This window comes from Arthrobacter sp. ov407, from assembly GCF_900102895.1.
Classification (GTDB): Bacteria; Actinomycetota; Actinomycetes; order Actinomycetales; family Micrococcaceae; genus Arthrobacter.
Window position 1 is genome coordinate 37,216 of the sequence record NZ_FNGD01000001.1, and the last position, 14,715, is coordinate 51,930.

At 68.4% G+C, this 14,715-nt stretch carries 11 protein-coding genes and 1 pseudogene; 9 read left to right on the forward strand and 3 right to left on the reverse strand.

What is annotated here, in order from left to right:
- Positions 1-63: 63 nt before the first annotated feature.
- Positions 64-858, forward strand: a complete 795-nt coding sequence (locus BLS42_RS00175) for a MerR family transcriptional regulator (RefSeq protein ID WP_090574634.1) — start codon at positions 64-66, stop codon at positions 856-858.
- A gap of 207 nt (positions 859-1,065) precedes the next feature.
- Positions 1,066-2,622: a DUF7059 domain-containing protein gene (locus tag BLS42_RS20435; protein WP_256336193.1), complete on the forward strand. Its 1,557-nt coding sequence runs from the start codon at positions 1,066-1,068 to the stop codon at positions 2,620-2,622.
- Between the two features lie 57 nt (positions 2,623-2,679).
- On the opposite strand, the pseudogene BLS42_RS00185 reads toward BLS42_RS20435, so the two are convergent.
- Positions 2,680-3,960: pseudogene (locus tag BLS42_RS00185) on the reverse strand (MFS transporter); the annotation flags it as partial.
- A 67-nt stretch (positions 3,961-4,027) separates the two neighbouring features.
- Here BLS42_RS00185 and BLS42_RS00190 point away from each other — a divergent pair.
- The 7 genes from BLS42_RS00190 to proC all read left to right on the forward strand — a co-directional run bounded on the left by BLS42_RS00190 (position 4,028) and on the right by proC (position 12,476).
- Complete coding sequence (locus BLS42_RS00190; protein WP_090574643.1) at positions 4,028-4,735, forward strand: ArsR/SmtB family transcription factor; 708 nt, start codon at positions 4,028-4,030, stop codon at positions 4,733-4,735.
- A 192-nt stretch (positions 4,736-4,927) separates the two neighbouring features.
- On the forward strand, positions 4,928-7,666 hold the full coding sequence (gene topA, locus BLS42_RS00195) for a type I DNA topoisomerase (protein WP_090574646.1): 2,739 nt from the start codon (positions 4,928-4,930) through the stop codon (positions 7,664-7,666).
- 116 nt (positions 7,667-7,782) lie between these two features.
- Positions 7,783-8,289: an SseB family protein gene (locus BLS42_RS00200; protein ID WP_090574649.1), complete on the forward strand. Its 507-nt coding sequence runs from the start codon at positions 7,783-7,785 to the stop codon at positions 8,287-8,289.
- 83 nt (positions 8,290-8,372) lie between these two features.
- On the forward strand, positions 8,373-9,377 hold the full coding sequence (locus BLS42_RS00205) for a Ppx/GppA phosphatase family protein (RefSeq protein WP_090574652.1): 1,005 nt from the start codon (positions 8,373-8,375) through the stop codon (positions 9,375-9,377).
- Positions 9,378-9,489: 112 nt separating this feature from the next.
- On the forward strand, positions 9,490-9,831 hold the full coding sequence (locus tag BLS42_RS00210) for a YciI family protein (protein ID WP_090574655.1): 342 nt from the start codon (positions 9,490-9,492) through the stop codon (positions 9,829-9,831).
- A 22-nt stretch (positions 9,832-9,853) separates the two neighbouring features.
- Complete coding sequence (locus BLS42_RS00215; protein ID WP_090574658.1) at positions 9,854-11,155, forward strand: RNA polymerase sigma factor; 1,302 nt, start codon at positions 9,854-9,856, stop codon at positions 11,153-11,155.
- Positions 11,156-11,642: 487 nt separating this feature from the next.
- Positions 11,643-12,476, forward strand: coding sequence for a pyrroline-5-carboxylate reductase (gene proC, locus BLS42_RS00220; protein ID WP_090574661.1), 834 nt, complete (start codon positions 11,643-11,645; stop codon positions 12,474-12,476).
- A gap of 15 nt (positions 12,477-12,491) precedes the next feature.
- Here the strand turns inward: proC and BLS42_RS00225 are convergent, their stop codons facing one another.
- Positions 12,492-13,130 (reverse strand): potassium channel family protein, encoded by a 639-nt coding sequence (locus BLS42_RS00225; protein WP_028277721.1) that lies wholly within the window; start codon positions 13,128-13,130, stop codon positions 12,492-12,494.
- A gap of 40 nt (positions 13,131-13,170) precedes the next feature.
- The gene (locus BLS42_RS00230) at positions 13,171-14,601 is read right to left on the reverse strand and encodes a TrkH family potassium uptake protein (RefSeq protein ID WP_090574664.1); all 1,431 of its coding nucleotides are present in this window, start codon (positions 14,599-14,601) and stop codon (positions 13,171-13,173) included.
- Positions 14,602-14,715: the final 114 nt, after the last annotated feature.

Sequence of the window (14,715 nt, forward strand, 5' to 3'; positions counted from 1 at the left end):
GACGGCAGAGAGAAACCCGAAGGCGAAGAGGGAACACGCCGGAGGGAACAGGAAGGTGGAGGCATGGACTGGTCCGTTCAGCAGATCGCGAAATTGGCCGGCACCACGGGCCGGACTTTGCGTCATTACGACGACGTCGGCCTGCTCAGGCCAAGCCGCATCGGCAATAACGGCTACCGGTACTACGGCCAAGAGTCCCTGGTCCGTCTGCAGCGGATCCTGCTCCTGCGCGACTTGGGGCTCGGGCTGCCGGCGATCGCGGACGTGCTCGGCAACGAGGCGGACGCGGAGCATGCACTGGGCCGGCACCTGGCGTGGCTGTTGCAGGAGCAGGACAGGCTGGGGCGGCAGATCGCTTCGGTCCGTCACACCATTGAGGCATTGCAAACGGGAGGAAAGATCATGGCGGAGGAAATGTTCGACGGTTTCGACCACACCAAGTACCGGGAGGAAGTCGAACAGCGGTGGGGCAAGGATGCCTACGCGACGTCGGACGCCTGGTGGCGCGGCATGGGGGCCGGGGAGAAGGCTGCCTGGACGGAGCAGTCCCGGCGGCTCGGCGCTGACTGGGCGGCCGCTGCGGGGTCGGGGATCACGGCGGACAGCCCGCAGGCGCAGGACCTGGCCCGGCGCCACGTCGAATGGCTCCGGGGTATCCCCGGCACCCCGGCGGCGTCGACCGCCGCAGGCGGCCCCGCCGGTGGCAACAAGGGCGCAGGTCCGGGCATCAAAGGGTACGTGACGGGACTTGGCGAGATGTATGTGGCCGACCCCCGGTTCGCCGCGAACTACGGCGGTGCCGAGGGCGCGGCCTTCGTCCGGGACGCCCTGAAGATCTACGCGCAGACCGAGCTCTAGCCGGCCCGGCCCGGGACCAAGCCCGGGGCCAAACCCCGGGACTAAACTTGTCCGGTGACTTCCTCAGCGCAAGGCCCCGCCGCACCGTCTCCTTCAACGCAGGCTCCCACAACCCAGGCTCGTTCAACGCAGGCTCCCACAACCCCGTTCACAGCCGGCAACACCCCGGACGCTCCGCGGAGCGACCTCCCCGGCCTCCTCGGGGCCCTGGCCGCGGACCTGCGGGCCGTTGGCTACACCGTGGACGGGGTTGCGGAGCTGCTCGGCGAGGCTGCGCACTCCGCCCTCGGCCGGGACCAGCTCATCCCTGCGCTGATCGTCGCCGGGCGCTCGCTCGGGGAGCCGGCGAAGGCGGCGCTCGCCGGCGTCGTGCGTCTCTGGCTCCTGTCCGAGCCGCAGCGCGCGGAGACCCTCGACGCCGCCCTCCCCGGCATCCGCACGGAGGGGCTGACTGAACTCGGGCTCGTGGAGCCGTCGGACGGCGACCTGATCCAGGCGAAGGTGGACCTGAGGCCCTACGGCTGGGACCCGACCGTGGGGGAAGACGGTGCCGGCCAGGGCGGAGCGGACCTCTGGGTGGCCAGCGATCTCGCCGCCCACCAGCGCGCAGGCGTCCTCCGCCACGACCACGTCCTGGGGATTGGGCAGGCCTCCACCACACTGGTCCAGGTCACCGCCCGCCGCCGCGTCGCCAGGGCCCTCGATCTCGGCACCGGCTGCGGCATCCAGACCTTTCATCTGTTGCACCATGCCGAGCACGTGACCGCCACGGACATCTCCGAACGCGCGCTGGCGTTCACCCGGTTCAACCTTCTGCTCAACGCCGACGAGCTGCACCTGGACCCGGCCGATCTCGACGCCCGCGTCAGCCTGCGGCTCGGGTCCCTGCTGGAACCCGTCGCGGGGGAGGACTTCGAGCTGGTGGTTTCCAACCCGCCGTTCGTCATCACGCCCCGCAGCCTCGGCGAGGCCGCCACGGACCAGTTCACCTATCGCGACGGCGGCCTGCCGGGGGATGAGATTGTGTCGTCGCTGGTTCGGGCGCTGCCCTCTGTCCTGACCCCGGGCGGAACGGCCCAGCTTCTGGGCAACTGGGAGATCACGGCGGGTGCCGGCTGGGCCGAGCGGCCCCAGAGCTGGGCCAGCCCGGCCGCCGACGTCTGGTTCATCCAGCGCGAGCAGGTGGGCCCGGAGCTGTATGCCGAGACCTGGCTGCAGGACGCCTCGGAAAACCGCGACCGCCGGCTCTACCAGGACTCGTACGCGGCCTACCTCGATGACTTCGCCGCGCGCAATGTGGCGGGAATCGGCTTTGGCATGATCTGGCTGCGGCGGCCCGCCGACGGCGCCGGGCGGGTGCTTTCCCGCTTCGAGGAGATCACGTACCCGATCGAACAGCCGGTGGGGCCACATCTGGGCGCCGCCGTCGAGCGGGCCGACTGGCTGGCCGCCCATGATCTGGCCGCCGCCCACCTGCTGGTCGCGGCGGACGTCACCGAGGAGCGGCACCAGCGCCCGGGGGCGGAACACCCCGGCGTCATCCTGCTGCGGCAGGGTGCCGGGCTGCGCCGCACCAACCTGCTCAGTACAGAGCTGGCCGGCCTGGTCTCAGCGTGCGACGGCGACCTGTCCGTCGGGCAGATCATCGGCGCCCTCGAGGCCCTGCTGGGCGGCTACGAGGGGTTTGACGGCGCCGAATTCCGCACTGGCCTCCTCGAGGAAGTGGGGAACCTGGTTCGCGACGGCTTCCTGCTGCCGGCCTGACACGGCGCTCGCCGCCTCAGCCGCCGCTTCGGCCGCCGCGGTAGCCGCCGGGGTATCGCTGGCGTCCTCCCGGCCGAACCGCGGCAGGACGTACGCCGCGAGGGCCAGGGCCACCAGGGCCCCGGCGGCCCCGGTGAGCACGAAGCTGGCGCGCACCGGCACCAGAGCGCCCAGGAGCCCGCCCAGGGCCAGCGCGCCGATGGAAACGGCTCGCGTCATCCCGCCAACGATCGCCATCGCCTGGCCGCGCCCGCTTTCCGGAATCCGCAGGATCGCGATGGCCCCAAAACAGGCGTTCAGGACGCCGCAGGCCGCGCCCGTCCCCGTGTAGGCCACAAAGAGCAGTTCCACGCTGGGCACCAGCCCCGTCAGGACCAGGAACGCCGAAGCTCCGGTCATGGAGGCCAGCAGCACGCGCAGCCGGACCCGGGGCGTCCTGATCCTCCCGGCCATCGCGGCCCCGGCCGCCATGCCGAGGCCGAAGGCTGCGGACAGGAGGCCGTACTGCGTCTCGGTGGCGCCAAGTTCGTCGCGGGCCAGGAACACCTCGAGCACGTTGGTGGCTTCGCCGACGACGATGAAGAACATCGCCCCGAGGACCAGGGCCCAGACCAGGCTGTCCCGGCGGATCAGGCGCAGTCCGTCGAGCAGCGCAGGTTTCGCCCGGCCGGCCCGTTCGGCCGCCGTGCCGCGGCGGGTCCGGATCAGCAGGGCGCCGAGCCCCATGGCGACGTAGCAGCCGCTGGCCACGGCGAACACCAGGCCGGTCCCGCCCCAGCCGCTGAGCAGGCCGCCCGCGGCGGGACCGGCCATGCCCGCAATCATGACGGTCGCCTGCATGGTGCCCATGGCCCGCGGGGTGCGGTCCTCGCCGACGATCCGCGGCAGCAGGGCCTGCCAGGTGGGTCCGGCCACCGCCTGGGCCGCGTCGAGCAGGAACGTCATGGCAAACAGCACGGGCAGATAGTTCTCCAGGTACTGCATGCCCAGCCCCATGCCGGCGACGGCGGCGGCGCTGACCGCGGAGCTCGCCGTCGCCAAGGTGCGGGAATCCATGGTGTCGGCGAGCCGGCCGGCCCACGGGGCCAGCAGGACCAGCGGCAGCGCCGAGCACAGCAGGTACGCGGCCACCAGCCAGGGCCCGGCGACAGGCGTTTCGCCGGCGGCGGCCGCGTTTTGCAGGTGCAGCATGACGCTGACGACGACGGCGCCCATCCCCGCCGTCGCAACGAACCGGGCGGTGCCGGCAATGAGGAAGTCGCGGTTGCGCCACAGGGGCTGCGCGCCGGTTGTAGGGGCCGGCAATTTATGAAGTGTCTGTTTCATAAATAGGAACATAGCCCGGCCGCGGAATAGGTGTCAAGCATTTCTTTCATAGTTTGGCAGGGCTGGATACACTGGAGGAGTGAACGCAGAAACCCCGACGGCGGAGTCAACGGCTCCGCCGGCCGCCAAGCGCCGGCACCGTCCGGAAAAGCAAGTGGAAATCACCGACCCGAAGGCGATCCGGGCCCTGGCCCACGCCGCCCGGCTGGAGGTCATTTCCGAACTGTATTCCACCCAGGCGAGCCGCACGGCCACCGAGCTTGCCGCGCAGACCGGACTGACTCCCAGTGCCATGAGCTACCACCTGCGGGCACTGCAGAAGTGGGGCATCGTGGTTCCCGCAGCCACCGCCGGGGACGCCCGGGAGCGGCGCTGGAAGGCCGCCGGCACCGATTTCACCATCCACTCGCTGGGGGGCGTGGCGAGCCCGGAACTCGCCGTCCTCGACCTCGAGCTCGACGCCTACCGCCGCCGGGCCCTTGCGTACGCCAAGGCCCGCAACGCCCGGCGCGAGAACGGCGACACCGCCGACGGCCCGTCCTCGGTGGTGCTGGCCAGCAACCTGCTGTACCTGACGCCGGACCAGCGGGCCGAACTGACGCGGCGGGTCTTCGACCTCCTGCGGGACTACGAGCTCGAGGATCCGGACCACGTGCCCGAGGGCGCCGAACGCATGGCCACGATGTGGTCGATGATTCCGGACGACCGCGGACCTGCCGCCGCGAAGCCGTCCGCCGGCAAGCCCGCCGCCGGCACTTCCGCAAAGCCGTCCGCCGGCAAGGCCTGAGGCCGCCCCGGCACCGCCGGATGTTACATCCGGAGCGCCCTCAAAGGCCGCCGGGCACCCGGTCTTATCGCGGCCGGAACCCGCCTCCGCGGGGCCGTCATTTCCGGCCGGATGCGCGGGATTCTGCAAAATATGGTGAACTAGGCGGGTATGGGCGCATCTGCCCGAGCCACCTTTTTCTGTAGGAGCACCGTGCCAAGCAAGGCCAAAACCGGCAAGAAACTCGTGATCGTGGAGTCTCCCGCCAAGAGTAAAACCATCGCCAAGTACCTCGGCGAAGGCTTCATCGTGGAGGCCTCCATCGGTCACATCCGCGACCTTCCGCAGCCCTCGGAGCTCCCCGCGGAACTGAAGAAGACCCCGCTGGGGAAGTTCGCCGTCGACATTGACAACGACTTCAAGCCCTACTATGTGGTGTCCTCGGACAAGAAGAAAAAAGTCGCCGAGCTCAAGGCCCAGCTCAAAGATGCCGACGCTCTCTATCTCGCAACCGATGGGGACCGCGAGGGCGAGGCCATCGCGTGGCACCTGCTCGAAGTGCTCAAGCCCAAGGTTCCCGTCTACCGGATGACCTTCGGCGAAATCACCAAGGAAGCCATCCACCGCGCCATGGACAACCTGCGCGATGTCGACCAGGACCTGGTGGACGCCCAGGAAACCCGGCGCGTCCTGGACCGGCTCTACGGCTATGAGATCTCCCCCGTGCTGTGGCGCAAGGTGGCCCGCGGCCTCTCTGCCGGCCGCGTGCAGTCCGTCGTCACCCGCATGGTGGTGGACCGCGAACGCGAGCGGATGGCCTTCAAGGCCGCCTCCTACTGGGACCTCACCGGCCAGTTCGGCGCCGGTTCCGGCTCCTTCAAAGCCAAACTCGCCGCCGTCGACGGCGCCAAGGTCGCCAGCGGCCGGGACTTCAACGACAACGGCGAGCTCACCTCGCGCAACGCCGTCCACCTCAACGAGGAACTCGCCGCGTCGCTCGCAGCGGGGCTGCAGGACGCCGATTTCCGGGTCCGCTCCGTCGACACGAAGCCGTACACCCGCCGCCCGGCCGCGCCGTTCACCACCTCCACCCTGCAGCAGGAAGCCGGCCGCAAGCTGCGCTTCTCCTCGAAGAGCACGATGCAGGTGGCCCAGCGTCTCTACGAAAACGGCTACATCACCTATATGCGTACGGACTCGTCCGCGCTGAGCAACGAGGCCATCACGGCCGCCCGGCGCCAGGCCTCCGAGCTGTACGGCCCCGAGTATGTGCCGCAGTCGCCGCGGGTCTACAGCGGCAAGGCAGCGAACGCGCAGGAAGCCCACGAGGCCATCCGTCCCGCCGGTGACTCTTTCCGCACGCCGGCCCAGGTGGCCAAGCAGCTCTCCGGCGACGAATTCCGGCTCTACGAGCTCATCTGGAAGCGCACGGTCGCCTCGCAGATGGCTGACGCCAAGGGCTCCACCGCCACGATCCGCCTCGGCGCCGTGACTGTTGGTAACCCGGCCGATCGCCGCGACGCCGAATTCTCGGCGTCGGGCACCGTCATCACCTTCCCCGGCTTCCTCGCCGCCTACGAAGAAGGCAAGGACGAAAGCCGCGGCGACGACGAGTCCGAGGAAGCACGCCGGCTGCCCAACGTGGCCAAGGACGACGCGCTCACCGCGACCGATATTGTCGCCGTCGGCCACGAGACCTCGCCGCCGCCGCGCTACACCGAAGCCTCGCTGACCGCGGAGCTGGAAAAGAAGGGCATCGGCCGCCCGTCGACCTATGCCTCCACCATCTCCACGATCCAGGACCGCGGCTACGTCCGGAAGCAGGGCTCCGCGCTGGTCCCGAGCTGGATCGCGTTCTCCGTGATCCGGCTCCTGGAGCAGCACTTCCACGACTACGTGGACTACGAGTTCACCGCCGACATGGAAGCCGACCTGGACAAGATCGCCAACGGCCAGGCGGCCGGACCCGCCTGGCTCAAGCACTTCTACTTCGGTGAAGACTCTGAGCCCGGCCTCCTGAGCATCGTGAACAACCTCGGTGAGATCGATGCCCGCGAGATCAACTCCATCCCCATCACGGACGAGATCACACTCCGGGTCGGCAAGTTCGGCCCGTACCTGGAAAGCTCCACCGCGACAGTGGATCCCGAGACCGGCGAAGTGGTTGAAGCGGCCCGCGCCAACGTCCCGGAGGACCTGGCCCCGGATGAGCTCACGGCCGCCAAAGCCGTTGAACTCATGGAGACCGCTGCCCCGGAGGAGCGTGTCCTCGGCGCGGACCCGCACACCGGGCACACCGTCGTGGCCAAGAACGGCCGCTACGGCGCCTACGTCACCGAGGTCATCCCCGAGATGACCGAGGAACAGCTGGCCAACCAGCCCGTTGAGTACTACAAGAACGGCAAGCCCAAGCCGCCGAAGAAGCCCGTCAAGGCCAAGCCCCGCACCGGGTCCCTGTTCGCGTCCATGAGCGTGGATACCATCACGCTGGACGAGGCCCTGCAGCTCATGAGCCTGCCCCGCGTGCTCGGCCAGGACGCCGACGGCAACCCGATCACGGTGCAGAACGGCCGGTTCGGCCCGTACCTGAAGAAGGGCACGGACTCCCGCTCGATCGGCTCCGAAGAGGAGATCTTCACGATCACGCTCGAGTCGGCGCTGGAGATCTACTCGCAGCCCAAGCAGCGCGGCGCCCGTGCCGCCGTGCCGCCGCTGGCCGAATTCGGACCGGACCCGGTCTCGGAGAAGAACATCGTGGTGAAGGAGGGCCGGTTCGGCCCGTACATCACCGACGGCGTCACCAACATCACCGTGCCGCGGAGCACCTCGGTCGAGGAGCTGACCCGGGAACAGGCCGTCGAACTCCTCGCCGAGAAGCGCGCCAAGGGCCCGGTCAAGCGCACGACGACGGCCCGCAAGGCACCCGCCCGGAAGGCCCCGGCCAAGAAGTAGGCCCGCCCACCGAATTCGCCGGAAACGCGCGGATTCGCCGGAAATTACCGGCGGATTCGCAGGTTTCCGGCGATTTCGCGTTTGCGGACCGGGCGTGGACGTGATCGAGTAGGAGTATGACTGAACAGCCCGCACACCTGGACAACCAGCCGCTGAACGAACTCGAGGAGCAGCTTGCCCGGGGGGAGCAGCCGGACGCCAACCCGGTGGATGTGATCCTCGCTTTCCTCAACAACGAGGTCTACGTGGTCAGCTCCGACGCCCTGGAGGGCCCCGACTCCCAGGTGGAGCCGCTGGTGCTGGCGAACTCCTCCGGCAAGCCCGTCCTGGCCGTTTTCTCGCACCCCAGCCGCGTCACCGAGCAGTATCTCGCCGCCGCCCCGAACGTGCTGGGCACGCAGGGCGCCGCGATCATCGGCAACCTCGGCGAAGAGCTCGGCATGGTGATCAACCCCGGGGCCGCCTACGGCTTTGAAATCGACCCGGAGGGCGTGGCCAACATCCGCCGCGACTTCAAGCCGACGGACGAGTCCGCTGACGGGACTGCCGCTGCCCCCCAGCCCACCGCCCAGCCCAGTGACCTGGCCGCGGACCGGCCGGCGCAGGACCGCGACCCGGCCTAAGACCGCGACGCCGACGGCGGTATTCTTCGCGAATACCGCCGTCGACGTTAGGCCAGCCGCTGCGTGGGGGGAATAATGGCACCATGCGTCTAGGCGTCCTCGACATCGGGTCCAACACTGTCCATCTCCTGCTGGTCGACGCCCATCCCGGCGCCCGTCCGGTCCCCTACGCCTCGCACAAGCGGCGGCTGTCCCTCGTGCAGTTTCTCGACGACGACGGCAACATTGACGACGCCGGGCAGCATGAACTTGTCGAGTTTGTCCTCGAGGCGTGGGAATTCGCGGCCAAGCACAAAGCCGACGACCTCCTTGCGTTCTGTACGTCGGCCATCCGCGAGGCCACCAACGGCGCTGATGTCCTGGCCCGGGTCAAGGAGGAAACCACCGTCACGCTCCGGGAGCTCACCGGCAGTGAAGAGGCGTCCATGACGTTTTTCGCCGTCCGGCGCTGGTACGGCTGGGGCGCCGGGCCCATCCTCAACCTGGATATCGGCGGCGGCTCCTTCGAGATGGCCCTCGGACAGGACGAGCTGCCCGAGCTGGCGATGTCCGTTCCGCTCGGCGCCAGCCGGCTGACGCGCGACTGGTTGCCCGAAAACCCGCCCTCGGCCAAGAGCATCAAGGAGCTGCGCCGCTACATCCGCTCCACGCTCAAACCCGCGGTGCGCAAATTCGAGAAGCTGGGCCGGCCCAACCTCGTCGCGGGCACGTCCAAGACGTTCCGGTCCCTGGCCAGGATTGCCGGTGCCGCCCCCAGCGCCGCCGGGCCTTACGTCAAGCGGGAGCTGCTGGCCCTGGACCTGGGGCTCTGGGCGCAGCGGATCTCGGCCATGGAGATAGAGGACCGGCTCCACCTGCCCGGCGTCTCCGAGGCCCGCGCGCCGCAGATCCTCGCCGGCGCCCTCGTCGCGGAAGCGGCCCTGGAAATGTTCGAGTTCGACAGCATGGTGACGTGCCCGTGGGCCCTGCGTGAGGGACTCATCCTCCGCCGTCTGGATCAGTTGGTGTTTGAGGGACCGATCGATCCCGCACCGCATGTGGCAGAGCAACCCCCGGCGCGGCTCCAGTCGCCGGAAATAGCTTCCTGAGGCAAGCCGGGCAGCGACGGTTTCGAGACGGTGTCGATCCGGAGCGTCCTCGATCGTGTAATTGCTGAGAGGCCGGCACACCGCCTGCCGATTCGACAAGGAGGCACCCGAAATGACGCAGTACCTGCTCAGCATTTACCAGCCGGACGGCCCTGCCCCGGACCCTGAGTTCCTCGAACCGATCATGCGTGACCTGGCGGCCCTGAACGTTGAATTGCAGGCGGCGGGGGCCTGGGTGTTCGCCGGGGGACTCCACCCGGCGGAGTCCGCGACGGTCCTCCGGCCCAGTGACGGCGAGATTCTCGTGACCGACGGGCCGTTTACCGAAGGCAAAGAGCACCTCGGCGGATTCACCGTGATCGAGGCCGAGGATCTGGATGCGGCCCTTGGCTGGGCACGGAAGCTGGCCGGCGTCACCACGCTTCCCGTTGAAGTCCGTCCCTTCCAGCACTAGCCGACGGGCCGAGGGGGCTGCGGTGGGCGACCATGGTGCAGATGACGCCGCGACCGAGGCGGACATTGCCCGCGTGTTCCGGCTCGAATACGGCCGCGCCGTAGCCGTTCTGACGCGGACGTTCGGGAACATCGATATTGCCGAGGACGCCGTCCAGGATGCTTTTGCTGCGGCGGTCCAGCACTGGCCCTCGGCCGGCGTCCCGCCCAGTCCGGCCGGCTGGATCATCACGACGGCACGGCGCCGGGCGATCGACCGGCTGCGGAGGGAGGCCTCCCGCGAGGACAAATATGCGCAGGCGGCCTTGCTGGCGGCGGCGCGCTCCGGGACCGGACCCGCGCCGGCCGCTGACGAGCAGTTCCTGGCGGAACAGTCAGGAGTCGAGGACGTGGACGATGACACTTTGCGGCTAATTTTCACCTGCTGCCACCCCGCCCTGGCCAGGTCCGCCCAGGTGGCGCTCACGCTGCGGCTTCTGGGTGGATTGACGACGGCGGAGATTGCCCGGGCCTTTCTGGTGCCGGAGGCGACCATGGCACAGCGGCTGGTCCGGGCGAAGGCGAAAATCCGGGATGCGAGGATCCCGTACCGTGTCCCGAAGGGCGCTGAACTGCCCGAACGGCTGCAATCGGTGCTGGCGGTCGTCTACCTCATCTTCAACGAGGGCTACACGGCGGGCCCCGCGGACAGCCCGGCCCGTTCGGAGCTCTGTACGGAAGCCATCCGGCTGGGCAGGCTGTTGGCGTCCCTGATGCCGGACGAGCCGGAAGCGGCGGGAGTGCTGGCACTGATGCTGCTCATTGAGTCCCGCCGTGCCGCCCGATTCGCCGCCGACGGCGGACTTGTGCTGCTCGCGGCCCAGGACCGTGGACGCTGGGACAGCGCCCTGGCCGCAGAAGGCCAGGAGCTGGTGCGCTGGTGCCTCCGCCGGAACCGTCCCGGGCCGTATCAGCTCCAGGCGGCGATCAACGCCGTCCACAGCGACGCCGCGACTGCCGGGGAGACCGACTGGGCGCAGATCCTGCAGTTGTATGACCAGCTGCTGGCCGTCGCGCCCGGACCGGTCGTGGCGCTGAACCGCGCCGTCGCGCTTGCCGAACTGCGCGGGCCGGTTGATGCGCTGGCCGCGGTAGAGGGCCTGGGATTGGAGAACTACTACCTCTTCCACGCCGTCCGCGCCGACTTCCTGGTGCGTCTGCGCCGCTATCCGGAGGCCGCTGAAGGCTACAGGCGGGCCCTGGCGCTGGCCGGAAGCGCCGCGGAACGCCGGTTCCTGGAAGGCAAGCTCCGCAGTCCAGCGTTCGGCGGGGCCGGCGCCGTTTAGGAATCGGGCCCCCGTGCCCTGATTCGGGCCGGTTAACGCCGGTTAAATGAGTAGCGCCGGGCGGTTGGAGCAGGACTTGGGGGAACTCTGCTGCCAACGCCCGGCGCACCGCCGGTTCCGGAGGAACCGGCTATCATCACTCGCACCTGTTGAGGCACTTTCTAAGGTAGTGGCCGATCATGGGCGGACGGCGAAATTTACCTGTGTATTCGCTGACAATCCAAGGGCACACCCCGGGCTGTGGCCCCCTCCGCCACCGGATCCTTACTCGGCGACGGGTCCCTTAAACGGCAAAGGCACCGGTGGTCCGCTGCGGGAAAATGGGGAAACCCGCTGAAACCACCGGTGCCGCGCAGGCATCCGCATGCCTGCTGCATCACTCGCACCCTCAATGAGGTAGCTACAACGCTAGGGCCCGAACATGTGCAATGACTGCGGCGAAGGTGTGAGCTGGCTGGGAATCACGTCCGACTGCAATGATGGGGACATGAGCAACCGAATCGCATTCCTGGGCTGTGGGTCAATGAACGAGGCAATTCTGGGTGGGCTGATCGACGGCGGCGTCGACCCGGCCGATATCGTCGCTACCGTCCGCCGGGCCGAGCGCGCGGCCGAGCTGGCCCAGCGGCACCACGGGATCACGGCCATCGCGGGCGAAGAAGAGCCCGACAACAACAAGCAGGCCGCCACTGGATCCGGCGTCGTCATCCTTGGCGTCAAGCCCGTGGGAATCGCCGATCTGGCACGGGAAATCAGCGGGTCCCTTTCACCGGACACGATCGTCATCAGCGTCGCGGCCGCCGTGTCCCTGGAGCAGCTGGAGGCGGCACTGCCGGCCGGCCAGCCCGTCATCCGCACGATGCCGAACACGCCGGCGAAGTTGGGCCGCGGCGTCGTCTCCGTCTCTCCCGGGACCAACTGCTCCGCCGGGCAGCTCCAGCACGCCAAGGACATCCTCGCGGCCGCCGGCACCGTGGTGGAGATCCCTGAAGACCAAGTGGACGCCCTCTCCGCGATCAGCGGCTCGGGCCCGGCCTACGCTTTCTACCTGGCCGAGGCCATGGCGGAGGCCGGCACGCAACTGGGCCTGGATCCGGAGCTGTCCCTGTTGCTGGCCCGCGAGACCGTCGCCGGGGCCGGCTTCATGCTGGCCGAGCCCGGCGCTGATCCGTCCGCGCTGCGCAAGGCGGTCACGAGCCCGAACGGCACCACAGAACGGGCCATCGCCACGTTTGACGAGCGGGGACTGCCGGCCATCATCGCCGACGGCGCCCGTGCGGCCGCTGCGCGCGCGGCAGAAATCACCCGGCAGCTCGCCTGAGCCGGCCCGGGCGGCCTACGGGCGTGCGGCGAACCGTTCGAGCAGGTCCACGTGGCCCGAAACGATGAGCATGTCCCGCGAGGAAACCTTGGTTTCCGGCCGCGCGTAAGTGAAGTCCTCGCCCGGGGACTTCACGCCCACAATCGTGACGCCGTACTTGGAACGGACCTTGGACTCATCGAGGGTGAAGCCCACGGTCTCGCGCGGCGGGTACATCTTGACGATCGCGAAGTCATCGTCAAACTCGATGAAGTCCAGCATGCGCCCGGAGACCAGGTGCGCGGCGCGGACGCCGGCGTCAGCCTCCGGGTAGATGACGTGGTTGGCGCCGATCCGGGTCAGGATCTTGCCGTGCGAGGGCGTGATGGCCTTGACCCAGAGGTGTTCGATCCCGAGGTCCACGAGGTTTACCGTGATCAGCACCGAGGATTCGATTGAGGTGCCCACGCCGACGACGGCGGAACTGAATTCCTGGGCGCCGAGCTGGCGGAGGGCGTCGATGTTGGTGGCGTCAGCTTCCACGACGTGCGTCAGGACGCTCGCCCACTTCTGGACGAGGGAACGGTCGCGCTCAATGGCCAGGACCTCCCGGCCCTGTTTGACCAGCTGCTCTGCGGTGGATGCGCCAAAACGGCCCAGCCCGATCACCAGCACGGGGGCATTGTGGGCGGGGCGGTTGACGGCGCCTGAGGAACTAGCCAATGATCGGTCTCTCTTCCGGGTAGTGGTACAGCTGGCTGCGCTGGCGCAGGGCCAGGCCTGCGGCAAGGGTGACCGTCCCGACGCGCCCGGCAAACATGAGCAAAGCGAGGACGTAAACGCCCGACGGCGGCAACTCTGCACTGAGGTTGGTGCTTAGGCCCACCGTGGCGAAGGCGGAAATGGTTTCAAACAGGACCCGGTCCAGGGAGGCATGGCTGATTTGCAGGAGCAGGAGGGCCGAGACCGAGACGAGGGTGGCGCCGGCGACGATCACCGAGATGGCCACGCGCATGGTGCCCTCGGGGATGGTGCGGCCGTAGATCTTCACGTCGGCGTCGCCGCGGGCCTCGGCGGTGATGGCCAGGAACATCACGGCGATGGTGGTGACCTTGATGCCGCCGGCCGTGGATGCCGAGCCGCCGCCGGCGAACATGAGGGCATCGGAGAGCAGCATGGTGGTGGACTCCATGTGGTTCTGGTCCACAAGGTTGAAGCCGCCGGAGCGCAGCATGACCGAGGCAAACAGCGCGTGCGTGATCTTCTCGCCCAGGTCCATGTCCCCGATGGTGCGCAGGTTGTCCCACTCCAGGAAGCCCCAGAGGACCGTTCCGGCGGCGAGGAGGATGAAGGAGACCTGGATGGTCAGCTTGGTGTGGAGGTTCCATTTCTTCCACCGCAGCCCGTTCTGGTGCAGCACCATGACGACGGGGAAGCCCAGGCTGCCCAGGAACACGCCGAGCATGAGCGGGACGAGGATCCAGAGATCGGTTTCGTAGGGGACGATTCCGTCCGAATGCGGGGTGAAACCGGCGTTGTTGAAAGATGAAATTGCGTAGAAGACACCGTGCCAGAGGGCCTGCGGGAAACTCTCCCCAAGGAGCAGGAACCGGGGGATGAGGACCAGTGCCAGGGCGGCCTCGATCACGACGGAGGTCACGATCACGATCCGGAGCAGCGTGCCGACTTCGCCGAGCCGGCCGGCGTTCATGGCCTCCTGGGCGATTAGCTTGCCGCGGACACCAAGTCTCTTGCTGACCATGAGCGCCAGCAGCGACGCGAGGGTCAAGGTGCCCAAGCCGCCCACGAAAATGCCGACCAGGATCACGAGCTGGCCGAAGAAGGACCAGTGCACAGCCGTGGAGACCACCGTCAGGCCCGTGACGCAGACAGCGGACGACGCGGTGAAGAACGCCTGATGCAGTGGTGTGGCCTGTCCCGTCGCGGAAGCCAAGGGCAGCGAGAGCAAAGCGGTGAAGACCAGGATCACGAGGCCGAACGCCGAGAGCGCCAGGCGGGCCGGCGAGCTGTTTGCGATGCCGTCAATGAAGTCGCGCAGGCGTGTGAAGATCCACAGGCCTTCCCGCTCCGGCATACCTGGCTGCCAGCTGGCCGGGCTCGTGGACCTCGACTGGCTTTGCGTCATGTTTTTCCTCGGTTGAAACTGCTTCCCCAAGTAGTAAACCACTAAACTCCGGTAATGGCCGGGGGAGCACCCGTGCACGCGCGGGAAGCCGGGGACCGCTCGGGTAGCCTGTGA